Source organism: Campylobacter sp. P0109 (assembly GCF_002138755.1).
In the GTDB taxonomy this organism is placed as follows: domain Bacteria; phylum Campylobacterota; class Campylobacteria; order Campylobacterales; family Campylobacteraceae; genus Campylobacter; species Campylobacter devanensis.
This window is the reverse complement of sequence record NZ_MJKK01000001.1, coordinates 374,016-389,798: the sequence shown is the minus strand read 5'-3', so window position 1 is coordinate 389,798 and position 15,783 is coordinate 374,016. Positions and strand designations below refer to the sequence as shown.

Genomic DNA, 15,783 nt, shown 5'->3' with positions numbered 1-15,783 from the left:
TCCAATTAATTTTCTTAAAAGTAGTCAGATTTTAAAGTTATAGTATAAAATCACCCTTGAGCTTTTCCCAAGGGTGGTATGTTAGCAAGAATATACAGTTTTAAACTCAAACGGAGTAGGGCGTTGCTCATATGGCCATACTTGAGTCTCAAATTTATAGTGTTGATAAGTCTCTATAAAGTGCTCTGTCATAATCGCACTTAGATATTTATTATCACGGATTACAGCTTCTAAGCTTCCTCTTAAAGTATGCGGCAATTGCTCAATTCCACGCTCTCTAATTTCATCAAGAGTTAGCTCAAATAGATCCTCATCCATTGGTCCTACTGGCTCAATTTTATTTTTGATACCATCAAGTCCTGCCATTAGCATCGCAGCAAATGCTAGATATGGACAAGCGGTGCTATCAGGAAATCTAAACTCAGCTCTTACACTCTTTTCACCAGAGCCGTAAGGAATCCTACAACTAGCACTTCTATTTTGACAAGAGTATGTAAGAATACTTGGTGCTTCAAAGCCAGGAATTAATCTTTTATAGCTGTTTGTGCTTGGATTAGTAAATGCAGCTACGCTTCTAGCATGTCTTAATACGCCACCGATATACCATCTAGCCATATCGCTTAGATTAGCATATGTTCCAGCTTTATAGAATAGATTTTTGCCATCTTTCCATATACTTTGATGGACATGCATACCACTACCATTGTCGCCATATAGAGGTTTTGGCATAAATGTAGCCGTTTTGCCATTTAAATGAGCTACCATTTTGACTATATATTTGTAAATTTGCACATTATCAGCAGCTTCTACTAATGTTCCAAATTTCACACCGATTTCGCCTTGGCCTTGAGCGACTTCATGATGAACAACAAAGGTTTCAAGACCAACTTGCTCCAATACATTTACCATTTCAGCCCTTAAATCCACCATTGAGTCAATCGGCTGAACTGGATAGTATCCACCTTGCGCTCTTGGGCGGTGGCCGCTATTATAACCATCTTTATAGTCTTTAGCATCATTCCATTCGCCTTCTTCGGTATCTACTTCATACATTGCGCAGTTTTGTTTGTCTATAATTCTGACATTATCAAAGACAAAAAACTCATTTTCAGGCCCGAAATACGCTACATCACCAATTCCGCTCTCTTTTAAGTGTTGCATAGCCTTTTTAGCAATTGAGCGAGGGCACTTCTCATATAGATCATTTTTATAAATATCATAAACATCACATATTACAATGATAGTTGTATCAGCGGTAAATGGATCTAAAAACGCAGTCTCAACATCAGGTATAAGCATCATATCTGATTTATGTATGGGCTGCCACGCATCAATCGAGCTACCATCAAATGGAATTCCATTAAAAGAATCTTTATTAATTGCTTTTATATTATATGATACATGGTGCCATGTTCCTTTAAGATCAGTAAAGCGAAAATCTACAAATTTAACTTCATTTTCATCACAATATTCAAAAAATTCATCAACGCTATTAACAAATCTACCCATAGGCAAACTCCTTGAAAAATTAAAATTTTGAAATTATAGCATAAAATATCAATTTTAATTTTAAATTTATATTGAAATCCATACTATTTTAAATTTTTATCATCTTTTTATCACGATTTTGATATATCGCAACCTCATTATAGCCAAATTTTTTAGCTTTTTGTATAGTTTTATCCATATTTAAACCAACTTGCTCTACAGAGTGCGCATCGCTTGAAAGAGTGATATCAATCCCCATTTGAGCCATCATCTCTAATATCTCATCTCCTGGATAAATTTCGCCTACTGGTTTGCGAAGACCAGCACTATTTAGTTCTACTGTCATACCGCTTTTTTTGATCTCATTTAAAGCATCTTTAGCGATAATTCTTATATCTGTTTTTGGCTTATAGTTAAATACCTTGATAAGATCAATATGACCAACAATATCAAATTTGCCAAATTTTGCCATCATTTTAATAGCGTCAAAATAATCAATATAAATTTGATCAATATCTCTATTTTTATATTCGCCTATAAACTCAGGATTATCAAATCCCCAACCATTTAAAAAATGTACCGAACCAATTAGATAATCTACATTAGCATTTAAGACTCTATCATCTATAAATCCAGGTAAATAATCCACCTCATAGCCAAATAATATCTCCATTTTGCCATTAAATTCAGCCTTAAGCATCTCAATTGACTCTTTATAGTCATCCATATCCTTAAAGCCCATTCTATATTTTTGGTCAAAATCCATTGGTGCATGGTCGCTAAATCCATAAAATTTACACCCTTGATTAAAAGCAGCTTTGGCATAGTCTATTGGAGTACCTGTTGCGTGATTGCATAGTGGAGTATGATTGTGTAGATCTACGATCATGAAAAAATCCTTAAAAAATACAAAATTAATAGAAGAATTATATAAAATAAAAGATTAAATTTAAATTGAATCATTGATTAAATAGTGGTGCGCCCTAGAGAATTCGAATCTCTGACCTTTTGAACCGCAATCAAATGCTCTATCCAGCTGAGCTAAGAGCGCACTAAATTAAGTTAAGAATGGGAATTATACAAAATGATTCCTTAAAGTTAGCAAAATTTAAAAATATTTTTTGAAATATTAAATGATTTTTTGTAATGTAAAGCAAAATTTATCTAAATTTAGATACAATCACGCAATTACGTTCCTAAGGAGATCTTATGACACAAGAAGAATTAGATGCTTTAATGGCTGAAGATTTAAGCGATTTAACTAGCAGTGAAGATTCAAGCAATTTAACTAGCAGTACAGATAATGTAAGCGATACTAGTCTTGATGAGCCAGATTTAACCGAAGATGCTGATGCTGTGGTTCAAAATAGCGGCCATGTCGTTACGCACGATAACTATAGAGTAAGTTCAATAAGTGCGTGGCCACCACCACCACCGACAGATGATCATAAAGTCGTTAATCAACTAGATGATGTTACAAAGGATTCTGAAAAAAAAGCCACTGAGATGTTTGATAAGCTTGAAACTATTAGTGGATTTTGTCTAGATGCAGAAAACACATCAAATGATGCTAAAACTTGCATTGCAAGAAATATAGAGGTTTTTGAAATTTTGCATGAAAAATTTCCAAATGTTCAAACATTTAGCGAACTTTTAGAGCTTAATAAAAATCTAGACAATAAAATAGATAGTATTATAAGCAATGTTCAAATGGGACAAGATGAAATTATGATGACGATGGATATGATGCAATATCAAGATATTCATCGTCAAAAAATAGAAAGAGTTATCAATGTAATGCGTGCGCTAAGTAAATATATGAATAGCCTATTTGAAGGTAAAATTGATGATGAAAAACGTGTTGGTTCAGCTATGCATATTGAGGGCGATACAACAACTGAAGATGTTGTAAGTAATGCTGATATAGAAGCTTTAATCAACTCATTGGGTAAAAAGTGAAAAAGCCAGAACTTTTAAGCCCGGCTGGAAATTTAACTAAACTTCAAATTGCTCTAGCTTATGGTGCAGATGCTGTGTATGCGAGTGTGGGTAATTTCTCTTTGCGTCAAAGAAGTGCAAAGGAATTTAATCTTGAGAACTTTGAAGAGGGCGTGAGATTAGCACACGAAAATGGTGCTAAATTTTATGCTACGGTAAATGGTTTTCCATATAATACTCAGCTTGATAATCTCAAAAAACATATCAAAACAATTAGCGAATTTGGCGTTGATGCCTTTATAATCGCTACGCCTGGGGTTATGAAACTTGCTAAAGAGATCGCTCCAAATATAGAGATACATCTTTCTACTCAAGCAAATGTGATGAACTATCTAGATGCTCAAATTTACCATGATATGGGTGCTAGTAGAATAGTAGCAGCTCGTGAGATGAGCTTAAAAGATGCTGTATTAATTAAAGAGATGATTCCAAGCCTAGAATTAGAGATATTTTGTCATGGCTCGATGTGTTTTGCATACTCTGGTAGGTGTTTGGTTTCGGCTGTCCAAAGCGGTAGATTAAGTAATCGTGGAAGTTGTGCAAATGATTGTAGATTTAACTATGAATTATATGCTAAAAGTCCTGAAAATGGCGCTTTATTTCGTTTAGAAGAGGATGAGCATGGCACGCATATAATGAATTCCAAAGATCTAAATTTAAGTAAGCATATAGAGCGAATTCTTCAAACCGGTGCTGTAGATAGCCTAAAAATTGAAGGTCGAACAAAAAGCGAATACTACGCAGCTTGCGCTACCAAGGCTTATAGAATGGCGATTGATGATGCAATTGCTGGTAAATTTAATCCAGAAATTTATGCTGCAGAGTTAAATACACTTAAAAATCGTGGATTTAGCGATGGTTATCTTATTCATAAACCATATGAGAGAGATGACACGCAAAACCATACTACTAGTATAGAAGAGGGTACGCATCAAGTTCATGCTATTAGTCTAGATGGTAAAAGTTTTAAGACTAAATTTAAAATTGATACAAAGCATGAGTATGAGATTTTTGCTCCTGTAAATGCAGTGATAGATAGTGTAGAAAATGAGCTTGGTGCCATCTATAAAAAAGATGATAATAAGTATTATGTTAAATTTAAAAAGCTAGTAAGTACTAAAGGTAAGGAATTTGATGAAATTCATAGCGGAAATGAAAACGAGATCAATCTCCCTGCAAACTTGCCAGAATTTAGCTTTTTGCGTAAAGAGATTATAGAAGGAGAGTAGATGAAATTTGTAAGCATTATAATGGGTAGTAAAAGCGACTACGAGATTGTAAGCGAAACGGCTAAAATCTTAGAAGAATTTGATGTAAAATATGAGATGATTATCAGTTCAGCTCACAGAAGCCCAACTAGAACTCATCAATATGTCCAAGATGCCGATGCTAGAGGCGCAGCAGTATTTATCTGTGCAGCAGGTATGGCAGCTCATTTAGCCGGTGCAGTTGCTGCTTATAGTCTAAAGCCAGTGATTGGTGTGCCAATGGGAGGTTCAGCAGTAAATGGCGTAGATGCGCTATATTCAACTGTTCAAATGCCAGCTGGTATGCCAGTAGCAACTCTAGCAATTGGCAAGGCTGGAGCTAAAAATGCAGCATATTTAGCAATGCAAATTTTAGCTCTAAGTGATGAAAATTTGGCTTTAAAACTAAAAGAAGATAGAGAAAAACAGGCTAAATCACTTGAAATGGATTCTAAAAAAATCGAAGTTTTATTAGGTGGTGCTAAATGAAAACATATCTAGCCATTGATGAGTTTTGTCAGCTAGTACATCTAAAGCGTGAAGTTGTTGATGGTATGATTGAGCGTGGTGCATTAAATACAAAAATAGATAATGATGTAATATATATAGAGGCTAACGAAGGCACAATGAGTGTTGTACCAGCGCACAATGGTGAGATAGTTGCTAGTACCGAGCAACATACTTTACCAGGTGAGAGCTTTGTCGAAAAGACAATTGGAACGATTTTAAATTTACACGAAAAAGTCCTAGATGCTAAAGATGAAACATTAGATGTGCTTAGAAATGAAAATCAATTTTTAAAAGAAGCGCTTTATTCTATGCAAGAGTTATATGATGAGGATAGAAAGACTGTTGAGACGCTTACTACTCAGCTTAAAAATGCTCAAGAAGAGGTTGAATTTTTAAAGCGTAAATATAAGTTGATGTGGAATAAGGCCATAGAGAATTTTAATAATAAAGGAAATTCATGACATTTAGTCAGATAATTTTAACCTTGCAACAATACTGGAATGAGCAAGGCTGTATTGTCGTTCAACCATACGATATGCCAGCTGGCGCTGGAACCTATCATCAAGCAACATTTTTGCGTTCATTAGGTGATAAACCATGGAATGTAGCCTATGTAGCTCCATCTCGCCGTCCAACAGATGGTAGATATGGTGAGAATCCAAATAGACTTGGAAGCTACTATCAGTTTCAAGTAATAATGAAACCAAGTCCAAAAAATATTCAAGAGCTATATTTAAAAAGCCTTGAAAGACTTGGCCTTGATCTTAAAAAGCATGATATAAGATTTGTAGAAGACAACTGGGAGAGCCCAACTCTTGGTGCTTGGGGTCTAGGCTGGGAAGTTTGGTTAGATGGTATGGAAGTAACTCAATTTACATATTTTCAACAAGTCGGCGGAATTCCGTGCGAATTAATAAGCGCTGAAGTAACATATGGAATTGAACGCTTAGCTATGTATTTGCAAGATAAAGATAGCGTATATGATATCATATGGGATGATCATGATGGCAATGTAGTAACATATGGCGATGTGCATAAGCAAGGTGAATTTGAATTTAGCAAATATAACTTTGAAATAGCTGATACTGCTAAACTCTTTGCATGGTTTGAATCTTATTCCAGTGAGTGTAAGGCGATTTTAGAGCATGGATTAGCACTTCCAGCATATGATTATTGTATGCTTGCAGCGCATACATTTAATGTACTTGATGCACGTGGAGCAATTAGCGTTACACAAAGGCAAGACTATATTTTAAAAATTAGAGAACTAGCTAAAGGCTGCGCATTAGCTTATAAAGAGAGTTTAAAATAGGTGAAAATATCTGAAATTTATGCTATGCTTGATAGCATAGCGCCATTTGATTTACAAGAGAGTTGGGATAATTCTGGACTTATAATAGGTAGTATGAATGATGAGTTTGATAGTATTACTTTAAGTCTTGATTTAGATAGTTCACTTATAGCTCAGGCTAAGCCTAGAACACTTTTTATAACACATCATCCGTTAATTTTTAAAGGTTTAAAAATCATTAATAGCAGTGAATATCCAGCAAATTTAATCAAAGATATGATTAAAAAGGATATTAGCTTAATCTCTATGCATACTAATTATGATAAAGTGGTTTTGAATAAATTTGTATTAAGTGAGGTTTTAGGCTATAAAAATTATGAACAAGATAGTGAATTTGTGTTTAAATTTGAGGTAAATAAGAGCTTTGAAGAGTTTGTAACTGATATAAAATCCAAATTAAATTTAACTACTATAAGAGTAGTTAAAGGATGTGATTTTATCAAAACAGCAGCCATTTGTACTGGAAGTGGAAGTGAGCTAATTGGTAGTTTTAAAGCCGATTGTTTTTTAAGCGGAGATTTTAAATATCATACAGCACTTCAATCTTATGAAAATTCACTTAGTTTGATTGATATTAATCATTTTGAAAGTGAGCGGTATTTTGGGGAGTCTTTGGCGCTAAACTTGCAAAAGTTTAAAGTTTTTGCTACAATCACAAATTCAATAAACCCATTTGAATATAGATAACCAAAGGAAATCAATGAATAAGTATTTACAACAACTTGTGAATTTATCACAAATCGACCAAAAAATAGATAATTACGCACCAAGAATTGAGAGTATTAATAGAAATTTACAACTTAAAAAAGATGAAATAACAACTATAGATGAAAATATAGAAAAAGTTGATACAGAAATATCAGAGTTAAAGGCACAAATTGCTAATACAAATTCTCATATTAATGAATTTAATGCCAAAATCAAAGATATTAGCAAAAAATCTTCAGCTGTCAAAAGCGAAAAAGAGATAAAAGCTCTAAATTTAGAAGAGGATCTAGCAAAAGATCAACTTGAAGCAGCTAATGAAGAGATTGGCAGACTTGAGAGAATAATAGATAGTAAAAATGAGTTAAAAACTGAACTAGAACAGAAAAAATCTAATGCTCAAAGTGCATTAGATAGCTTAAATAGCGAAGTAGCTGATGAGTTAAAAGCTATTGAAAATGAAAGAAGCAAGATTTATGATCAAAAAGAGAAATTGCTAGCTGATATGAATCAAAAAGTACTTACATTTTATGAAAAAATTCGTAAATGGGCAAAAAATACAGCAGTTGTACCAGTTAGAAAGCAGGCGTGTTATGGTTGCTTTATGAAAATTAATGATAAAACATATGCTCATATTATTAAAAGTGAAGATATCACAACTTGTCCACATTGTGGTAGAATCTTATATAAAGAGACTATTGAGGAGTGATTTATACTCTATGTACGGCACTTTTGCTCGGAATTTGCTCGCCGTTTTTATGGCTTTTAAGTTTTAAGCAAAAGTTTGTCCGTAGCCTTAGGGCTAGATTTTTCTTATATCGCAATCCAAAGCCTAAATTTGCTAAATACCATTTTCATGCTTGTAGCTTTGGTGAGGCTTGTGCTATTGAGCCTTTAGTAAAAGAGTTAAAAGATTGTAGAGTAAGTGTAATTACCCAAACTGGATTTGATAAGGCTAAGGGATATGCAGATTGTAGGTTTTTGCCATTTGAGTGCTTTTTGCCTTTTTGGTTAAGCAGATCAGATGTTTTAATAGTTTTTGAAGCAGAATTATGGCTAAATTTATTTAGAGTAGCTAAATCAAACGGCTCTAAAACTATACTTTTAAATGCTAGAATTAGCGATAAAAGTTATAAAAATTATTTAAGATTTAAATTTTATTATAAATGGCTTTTTAAATATGTTGATTTAGTTTTAGCACAAAGCCAGACAGATAAAGATCGCTTAATAAGCCTAGGGGCTAAAAATATCAAAGTCGTAGGAAATATCAAATCAGCCAATCTACCAAAGCCATCAAAGCAATATAAAAAACCAGATAAAAGAGTGATAATAATAGCTAGTTCACATGAAAATGAAGAGAAAAATCTATTAGCTAATCTAATTCTTAAGGATAATGACCAGCTTTTTATAGTTCCGCGTCATCCTGAGAGATTTAATAGCGTTTATAATATTATTAAAGATAGTATTAAAAATATAAGCTTTGAGAGATTTAGTGATAATATGGGGTTAAATTCGCAGATTATTCTTGTAGATACTCTTGGGGAGCTGGTTAATTTATATGCAATTGCTGATATTGTCGTGCTTTGTGGTAGTTTTGAAAAGGGCATTGGAGGGCATAATCCTATAGAGGCAGCTCAATTTAAATGCAAAATTTTAAGCGGAGAGTATATCCATAATCAAAAAGATTTATATAAAGCAGTAAGCGGGATTGAGTTTTGTTCATATGATAATGTGTGGCAAAAGATAAATTCAAATTTAAAAAACACAAAAATTATAAATATGTGCGATATGGATAAGATAATAAAAGATATAAAAGGATAAATATGCAAAAGGCTTATAAACTTCTAGCAATTCAAGAGGGCATTTCAAACAACGAAGCCAAGGAGTTAATAGACGCTGGACTAGTAAGTGTAGGCGGCCAAAGGCTTGTGCTTGCTAGAGGACTTTTAAAAGAGAGTGCTAAATTTAAGGTAACAAAACTAGCCAAACCAGTGAAAATTTTTGAAGATGAAAATATAATAGCAATCAACAAACCACCTTTTATCACGAGTGAAAAGATCGCTGAAATATTTAAATTTCCACTTTTAAATCGTCTAGATAAAGAGACTAGTGGAGTGATTTTGCTATATAAAAATGAAGATTTTCAACAGCGTGCTATTAAAGAATTTGCACAAAATAGGGTAGGTAAAACCTATCTTGCAGTTGTTAAAGGTATAGTTTGTGAAAGCTTTACTATAAACCAGCCATTAACAACCATAAAAACAAAATCTGGAGCCTTTGGCAAAATCGATCTAAAAAGTGGCAAAACAGCTATCACACATATCACTCCAGTAGCAGTCGAAGGTAAAAAATCACTACTAAAAATAGATATAGAAACTGGTAGAACTCATCAGATTAGAGTGCATTTAGCAAGTAGTGGATTTGGCATTGTCGGAGATGAAAAATATGCCAAAAGTAGCTCAAAAAGACTATATCTACATAGCTTAAGAACTAAGATTTTTGATTATGAGTTTTATGCTCAGCCTGATAGTGGATTTTTTGATCAAGGATTTGAGCAAATTGATAAAAATATTTTAAAAAATTTATAAGATTATATAAAATACCGCATTCTGTATATCTTACATTGCATAGATTTAAATTTAAAACTATTTTGAGTTTTTAAAATTTAAATCTATTTTATTAAGTTTTTAAAAGCTATAAAGTATTAAAAATTTTTAGTGATACTCTAATTATAGTCTTTAGCTATTTAGTTAAAGCCCTTTTAGCATAAAATTCCATCTTAAACTCTATAAACTTATCAGCCATTATAGCCTCTCTCATCTCTTTCATTAAATTTAAATAATAGTGTAGATTATGTAAGCTTGCTAATCTAAAAAATGTAAGCTCCCTAGCCTTATATAGATGGTTTAAATATCCACGGCTATATCGTTTGCAAGTGTAGCACCCGCACTCATTATCTATTGGTTCATGATCATTGGTAAAGGCTGCTGCTTTGATATTTAACTTGCCAAAGCTAGTAAATAGCGTCCCATTTCTAGCATTTCTTGTAGGCATCACACAATCAAACATATCAACCCCACGACTAACATTTTCTACTAAATCCTCTGGAGTGCCAACGCCCATTAGATATCTTGGTCGATTTGGATCGATATAGGGCATTACGCCCTCTACTGTATCATACATCTGCTCATTAGATTCGCCTACGCTTAGCCCACCTATAGCAAGACCATCAAAATCCATATCACACAAGGCCATAGCGCACTCTTTTCTAGCGTTATAGTCAGTCCCACCTTGTATTATACCAAATAGATTTTGATTAACTCCAACTCCATTTGCTTTTTGGTTTTTATGATAAATTTCAGCCTCTTTAGCCCATTTTATCGTGCGTTTTAGGCTTAGCTCTATGCGTTCTTTTGTCGCTGGAAGGGCTACCAAATCATCTAAAATCATCATAATATCACTACCCAAATCATACTGCGTATCTAACACACTTTTTGGCGTGAAGTAGTGAAGGCTACCATCTATATGGCTTTTAAATTTAATCCCATTTTCATCTGGCTTAGAGCGGTGCGATAGAGAAAAAGCTTGAAATCCACCACTATCAGTTAAGAAATTGCCACCAAATTTACTAAATCCATGAAGTCCGCCAAATCCCCTTATAACCTTACTTCCGGGGCGTAAATAGAGATGATAGGTATTGGCTAAAATTATCTTAGCTTTTAAAATTTCACCCATATCAATCGCATCTAGACTCTTAATCGCCCCAAGTGTGCCAACAGGCATAAATACTGGAGTTTGTACAACTCCGTGAGCCATCTTAATAGTACAAGCTCTGGCGTTTTGGCTTATTTTATCTATCTTAAATTCCATCAAACTTCCTTATTAAATCGGCGTAATTTTAGCAAAATATTGCTTAGAATTTAGAATAATTAAACTGATTTAAAAAGCAAAATACAAGGTATTAAGATATATAATATTAAATTGCTTTATCAATATAATAAATTTAGAATATGCAAAATTTCTTATAGTTTTGAGTTTAAAGTCTCATATAAAATATACTTTAAGTTTAAAGCAGAATTTAGCTATAAAAAGGCTTTTAGATTATATCATTCTCTTTAAATATCTAAAATTGCTTTTCTTATTCTTTCATCAAAAGTCATTTCATCCACCAAACTTTTCACACAAAGGCAACATCTGTTCAATTATTTCTACAATCTTTTCTTGTTCGGCAAGTGGTGGGAGGGGGAAAATCATTTCTCTAAATGTTCCTAGACCTATGAATGACTGAACTCCACCTGTGGCAATTTCTTTTAATTCCTTTTGAATATGGCATAAATAAAAATAAATATATTTCATATTTGTATTTTCTTTTGAGTAACATTTAAATAAAGCCATATTTTTAAAACTGAAGTCAAATTCTTTTTTTACCATAACAGGATTTCCAATGCTTCCTATCATAGCAAAAAGAATATCGCCATCTTCAACAAAAGACCTTGCACTAAATTTTTTATGGTCTTCTTCTGTAATATATTTGCATACCGAAAAATCTAATTTTCCATTATTTAAATTTTTACTTGTCACAAAAGGGATACCAGTGTCATAAAATTTGGGAGAATCATGTGTTCCATCACGAATGTCTAAATATTCAGATAATCTACACCAACACCAGCTTTTAGGAATTTCAAAGGGGATTTCATCTTCTGTAATTTCACTTGCGACAATTGGAGCGGGCTTTTTAGCTTTTGGGTTTTTCTTCTTTGCTTCTTCCCATTGGGCTAGAAGTTTTTTATTGCGTTCTTCTATAATTTTGTCTAAAAGTTGTTTGCCACTTTCTTCTATTGTGGTAGTTTTTCGCCAAGATTCTGTGAGCTTGCCTTGTATTGCCTCTTGTAAAATAGCTTTTTTTACTTTGTCTGGAAGAGCGGTTTTTAATTCCTCTTTTTGGAGAACCGCATTTTCGTAAGCATCAACCAAAGGTAGCACTTCTTCAAGTTTTGCAACAATTGCATTTTGCACGGCAAGCGGTGGGAGTGGAAACGGATAAATAACAAGCTTTTCTCTTGAAATATTAGGTTGGGCTCCACCTTCCGCTTTTTCTGTAAGAGCCTTTTTTTGAGACATTAAATAATAAAACATATATTTATTAGATATAGGCTCGTGCGTGATACAAGCACAACAGGCTTGATTTGTTGTTGCTTCAATATTCAAGATTCCAAGTTTCCCAATTGTTGCCCCATACATTGCAATTAATACAGAGCCAACAGGATTTAATCGCATAGAACATGATTTGAGAGCTATTTCTGAAATACACTCTGGAATGATATCTACAAAGTCATCGGTTAAATCACCAGTTTTTAACCAAGGAATATTTCCATTATAAAATTCTGGATTTGAACGAGATGGAGTTGAACCAGCTTTCCAGTCTCCCACATCCCCCAATCTACACCAACACCAGTTTTTAGGAATTTCAAAGGGGATTTCATCTTCTGTAATCTCACTTGCGACAATGGGAGCGGGCTTTTTGGCTTTTGGGTTTTTCTTTTTTGCTTCTTCCCATTGGGCTAGAAGTTTTGCGTTGCGTTCTTCTATAATTTTGTCTAAAAGCTCTTTGCCTGTTTTAGTTTCCCCTTCTACATTACTAATCAACTGGCCTGTTATGGCCGCTTGGAGAATTGATTTTCTTAAATTTGTATCTTTTTTTATCTTTGCCAATTTAGTTTCCTTTTTTATGTTGCCAAATTCATCAAATTGGGTACATAATGTCATCAATATGTACCCAAAAACAATATTTTGGGTACATATACGAATGAGCATGTACCCAAAATCGTTAAATTGGGTACATATTACGATTTTACAGATTCAATAATTTCAACTTCTGATACAACTTTTCCTTGATTTAGAAATAATTCAAATAAAGCATTATTAATATAATAATTAGATGATCCTTTTTTCATTTTTGTCAAAAGTTTTAAATCTACAATCATATCAAGATATTTTGCTGCCGTTTTGCGTTGAACATTCATATCCCGTTCAATAAATTCAATCTTTGTATACGGATGGAAAAATAAATTATTCAAAAGTTCATGTTTATATGTTTTTCCAAATACGGGTTTTAAGATTGCTTTATATTGTGCCATTAATTGCGCAATACCATTTATTAAAATAATTGTTTCTTTAGAAGTAACTTCTATTCCTTTAAGAATAAACATAACCCAATTCCGCCAATCCTTTATATCTCCATCATTATCACGGACAGCTTGAATCAATTTGTAATAATCGGCTTTATTACGAGTGATATAACGACTCAAATATAAAATTGGTAAATCCAAAAGTCTATTTTGTACTAAATATAAAACAGAAATAATACGCCCAGTTCTTCCGTTACCATCATAAAAAGGATGTATACTTTCAAATTGGTGATGTATTATTGCTAGTTTAATCAATGGATCTAAATCAGATAATTCAGAATTGTTAATAAAGTGTTCAAGATTTGACATATAATGTTCAACTTCATCTCCTGTTTTTGGAGGAGCATAAACAATTTCTTGCTTAGAATTTTGTAATGTTACAGCACTTGTTCTAAACCCAGCTTTATTTTTTTCAAGCTTTTCTTGAATATTTTTAATAATGTTATTTGTAAGAAGCATATTTTCTTTTACTCTTGAAAAGCCTTCAAGCATAGCTTCTCTATAATTCATAACCTCTTTTGCTGCATTGCTAACTGCATAATTACTTACAGAAAGATCTGCTTGAAAAATCTCATCATGGGTTGTTACTATATTTTCTACTTCGGAACTTTCCTTTGCTTCTTGTATAACAAGAGAATTAATCAAAACACCTTCATTTGGAATTGTATGAGCAACTCCTTTTAATTCTGCCAACGCTTTGTTTGCAAGATTAACTTGTTTGAGTATTTCTTTTGTTTCAAGGTCAATTCCAAGTGGTAATTTAGGAATAGTATAAGTCTTTGCCAATTTTTCTCCTACAATTTAATTCCAAGGATTTTAGTAATTTTTGCTAGTGTTACATTGATTTTTTCTTCTGCAGCTTCACTATGCTTTTTATAATTTATGATTGTCTCTTTTATGCTTAAGATTTCCTCTTCCTCGTGAGGATAACCGCAAAGGTCAAGGTTATAGCCACCTTCTATAAGCTCTTGAGAAGTAAAGCATTTTGCCTTTGGATTTCCTTCTTCATCGGCTATTTCTTTACGATTATTCCACCATGCAACACAATCATCAAAATCAGAAAGTTTCATCGGTTTAGTTTTAGAAAAGTGTTTAATTCCATCTGGTATATCTACACGATAAAACCATGTTTTACCGGTTGGTTCTTCATTATTGAAAAAGAGAATATTTGTAGTAATGCTTGTGTATGGCGAAAAAACACTTTGTGGCAACCGTACCACGGTATGCAGATTATACTCTGTCAGTAGCTTCTTCTTGAGATTTACCTTTGCGTTATCATTGCCGAACAAAAATCCATCAGGAATAATTACAGCGGCACGACCATTTTTCTTTAGACGATACAAAATAACAGCTATAAAAAGATCTGCTGTTTCGCTTGATTTTAAATCAGCTGGAAAGTTTTGCTTGATGTCTTCTTTTTCGCTTCCGCCATAAGGTGGATTCATAAGAATTACATCAAATGCATCTTTTTGCGTGTAGTCCAAAAGTTTTTTTGTAAGTGAGTTATCGTGAAATACTTTTGGATTGTCAATTCCGTGAAGTAACATATTTGTTACGCAAAGCATATATGGGAATTGTTTTTTTTCGATTGCGTAAATTGAATTGTAAAGTTTTTCAGAATCTTCATTGCTGATTGATCCTTTTGCGTCTTTGATTGCTTCAAGTTCTTTTATCCAACTTGAAAGAAATCCTCCTGTTCCACAGGCAAAATCAGCCATAGTTTCGCCAATTTGTGGTTTAATCATTTTTGCCATAAACTCTGTTACGGCACGCGGAGTGTAAAACTCACCGGCAGAACCTGCACTTTGAAGTTCTTTTAATATTGTTTCGTAAATCTCGCCAAAGGCATGGGTTTCTTCATAGCTTCCAAAATCAAGCTCATCAATAATATTGATAATCTGACGGAGAAGCACTCCATCTTTCATATAATTGTTTGCATCTTCAAAAGTTGTGCGCACAATACTTTGGCGAATTGGGGTATCTGAATTTATTTCAAGTTTTCTTAATGTTGGGAAAAGTTCATTGTTTACAAAATTCAAAAGCTGGTCTCCGGTAAGTCCATCATGTTGATTTTCTACATGAGCCCAATTTCTCCAGCGTAATTTTGGGGGAATTATAGATTCAAATTGTTCATCATCAAATTCCCAGTCTTCTTCTTTTGCGTCATAAACTTTTAAGAAAAGCATCCAGGTTATCTGTTCAATTCTCTGGGCATCACCATTTATACCGGCATCGTTCCGCATTACATCACGGACTCTTTTTACAAAACCACTTAAGTTGCTCATTTATTTATTCC

Annotated in this window: 15 protein-coding genes and 1 tRNA gene; 9 read left to right on the top strand and 7 right to left on the bottom strand. The window is 33.3% G+C overall.

Annotation, left to right across the window (positions count from 1 at the left end; translation table 11 throughout):
- Positions 1 to 81 precede the first annotated feature (81 nt).
- From glnA to CIGNP109_RS02015, 3 genes are all read right to left on the bottom strand, one after another.
- Complete coding sequence (gene glnA, locus CIGNP109_RS02025; protein WP_086224523.1) at positions 82 to 1,509, bottom strand: type I glutamate--ammonia ligase; 1,428 nt, start codon at positions 1,507 to 1,509, stop codon at positions 82 to 84.
- Between the two features lie 88 nt (positions 1,510 to 1,597).
- A complete protein-coding gene (locus CIGNP109_RS02020) occupies positions 1,598 to 2,377 on the bottom strand; it encodes a histidinol-phosphatase (RefSeq protein ID WP_086228003.1) in 780 nt (259 codons plus the stop codon).
- A gap of 85 nt (positions 2,378 to 2,462) precedes the next feature.
- A tRNA-Arg gene (locus tag CIGNP109_RS02015) sits at positions 2,463 to 2,539 on the bottom strand.
- A 158-nt stretch (positions 2,540 to 2,697) separates the two neighbouring features.
- On the opposite strand from CIGNP109_RS02015, the gene CIGNP109_RS02010 reads away from it, so the two are divergent.
- Genes CIGNP109_RS02010 through CIGNP109_RS01970 form a run of 9 tightly spaced genes read left to right on the top strand, consistent with a single transcriptional unit; the run spans position 2,698 to position 9,887 of the window.
- The gene (locus CIGNP109_RS02010; RefSeq protein WP_086228002.1) at positions 2,698 to 3,447 is read left to right on the top strand and encodes a chemotaxis protein; all 750 of its coding nucleotides are present in this window, start codon (positions 2,698 to 2,700) and stop codon (positions 3,445 to 3,447) included.
- Entirely contained in the window at positions 3,444 to 4,715 is a 1,272-nt protein-coding gene (locus CIGNP109_RS02005; protein ID WP_086228001.1) for a peptidase U32 family protein, read from the top strand. The genes CIGNP109_RS02010 and CIGNP109_RS02005 overlap by 4 nt, the downstream gene beginning before the upstream one ends.
- Positions 4,716 to 5,222 carry a 5-(carboxyamino)imidazole ribonucleotide mutase gene (gene purE / locus CIGNP109_RS02000; RefSeq protein ID WP_086224519.1) on the top strand — a complete coding sequence of 169 codons (507 nt, stop codon included), beginning with the start codon at positions 4,716 to 4,718 and terminating at the stop codon, positions 5,220 to 5,222. It begins immediately after the preceding gene.
- A complete protein-coding gene (locus tag CIGNP109_RS01995; RefSeq protein ID WP_086224518.1) occupies positions 5,219 to 5,704 on the top strand; it encodes a DUF3972 domain-containing protein in 486 nt (161 codons plus the stop codon). Before purE ends, CIGNP109_RS01995 begins: the two co-directional genes overlap by 4 nt.
- Positions 5,701 to 6,555, top strand: coding sequence for a glycine--tRNA ligase subunit alpha (glyQ, locus tag CIGNP109_RS01990; RefSeq protein WP_086227033.1), 855 nt, complete (start codon positions 5,701 to 5,703; stop codon positions 6,553 to 6,555). The genes CIGNP109_RS01995 and glyQ overlap by 4 nt, the downstream gene beginning before the upstream one ends.
- Positions 6,556 to 7,281, top strand: coding sequence for a Nif3-like dinuclear metal center hexameric protein (locus CIGNP109_RS01985; protein ID WP_086228000.1), 726 nt, complete (start codon positions 6,556 to 6,558; stop codon positions 7,279 to 7,281). It abuts the gene before it with no gap.
- A gap of 13 nt (positions 7,282 to 7,294) precedes the next feature.
- A complete protein-coding gene (locus CIGNP109_RS01980) occupies positions 7,295 to 8,008 on the top strand; it encodes a zinc ribbon domain-containing protein (RefSeq protein ID WP_086227999.1) in 714 nt (237 codons plus the stop codon).
- On the top strand, positions 8,005 to 9,120 hold the full coding sequence (waaA, locus tag CIGNP109_RS01975) for a lipid IV(A) 3-deoxy-D-manno-octulosonic acid transferase (RefSeq protein ID WP_086227998.1): 1,116 nt from the start codon (positions 8,005 to 8,007) through the stop codon (positions 9,118 to 9,120). Before CIGNP109_RS01980 ends, waaA begins: the two co-directional genes overlap by 4 nt.
- 2 nt (positions 9,121 to 9,122) lie before the next feature.
- On the top strand, positions 9,123 to 9,887 hold the full coding sequence (locus CIGNP109_RS01970; protein WP_180380002.1) for a pseudouridine synthase family protein: 765 nt from the start codon (positions 9,123 to 9,125) through the stop codon (positions 9,885 to 9,887).
- A 154-nt stretch (positions 9,888 to 10,041) separates the two neighbouring features.
- Here the strand turns inward: CIGNP109_RS01970 and tgt are convergent, their stop codons facing one another.
- The 4 genes from tgt to CIGNP109_RS01950 all read right to left on the bottom strand — a co-directional run bounded on the left by tgt (position 10,042) and on the right by CIGNP109_RS01950 (position 15,772).
- Positions 10,042 to 11,169: a tRNA guanosine(34) transglycosylase Tgt gene (gene tgt, locus CIGNP109_RS01965; protein ID WP_086227996.1), complete on the bottom strand. Its 1,128-nt coding sequence runs from the start codon at positions 11,167 to 11,169 to the stop codon at positions 10,042 to 10,044.
- A gap of 291 nt (positions 11,170 to 11,460) precedes the next feature.
- A complete protein-coding gene (locus CIGNP109_RS08385; RefSeq protein ID WP_201789949.1) occupies positions 11,461 to 13,011 on the bottom strand; it encodes a restriction endonuclease subunit S in 1,551 nt (516 codons plus the stop codon).
- 131 nt (positions 13,012 to 13,142) lie between these two features.
- Positions 13,143 to 14,273, bottom strand: a complete 1,131-nt coding sequence (locus CIGNP109_RS01955; RefSeq protein ID WP_086227995.1) for a Fic family protein — start codon at positions 14,271 to 14,273, stop codon at positions 13,143 to 13,145.
- Between the two features lie 8 nt (positions 14,274 to 14,281).
- Complete coding sequence (locus CIGNP109_RS01950) at positions 14,282 to 15,772, bottom strand: type I restriction-modification system subunit M (protein WP_086227994.1); 1,491 nt, start codon at positions 15,770 to 15,772, stop codon at positions 14,282 to 14,284.
- Positions 15,773 to 15,783: the final 11 nt, after the last annotated feature.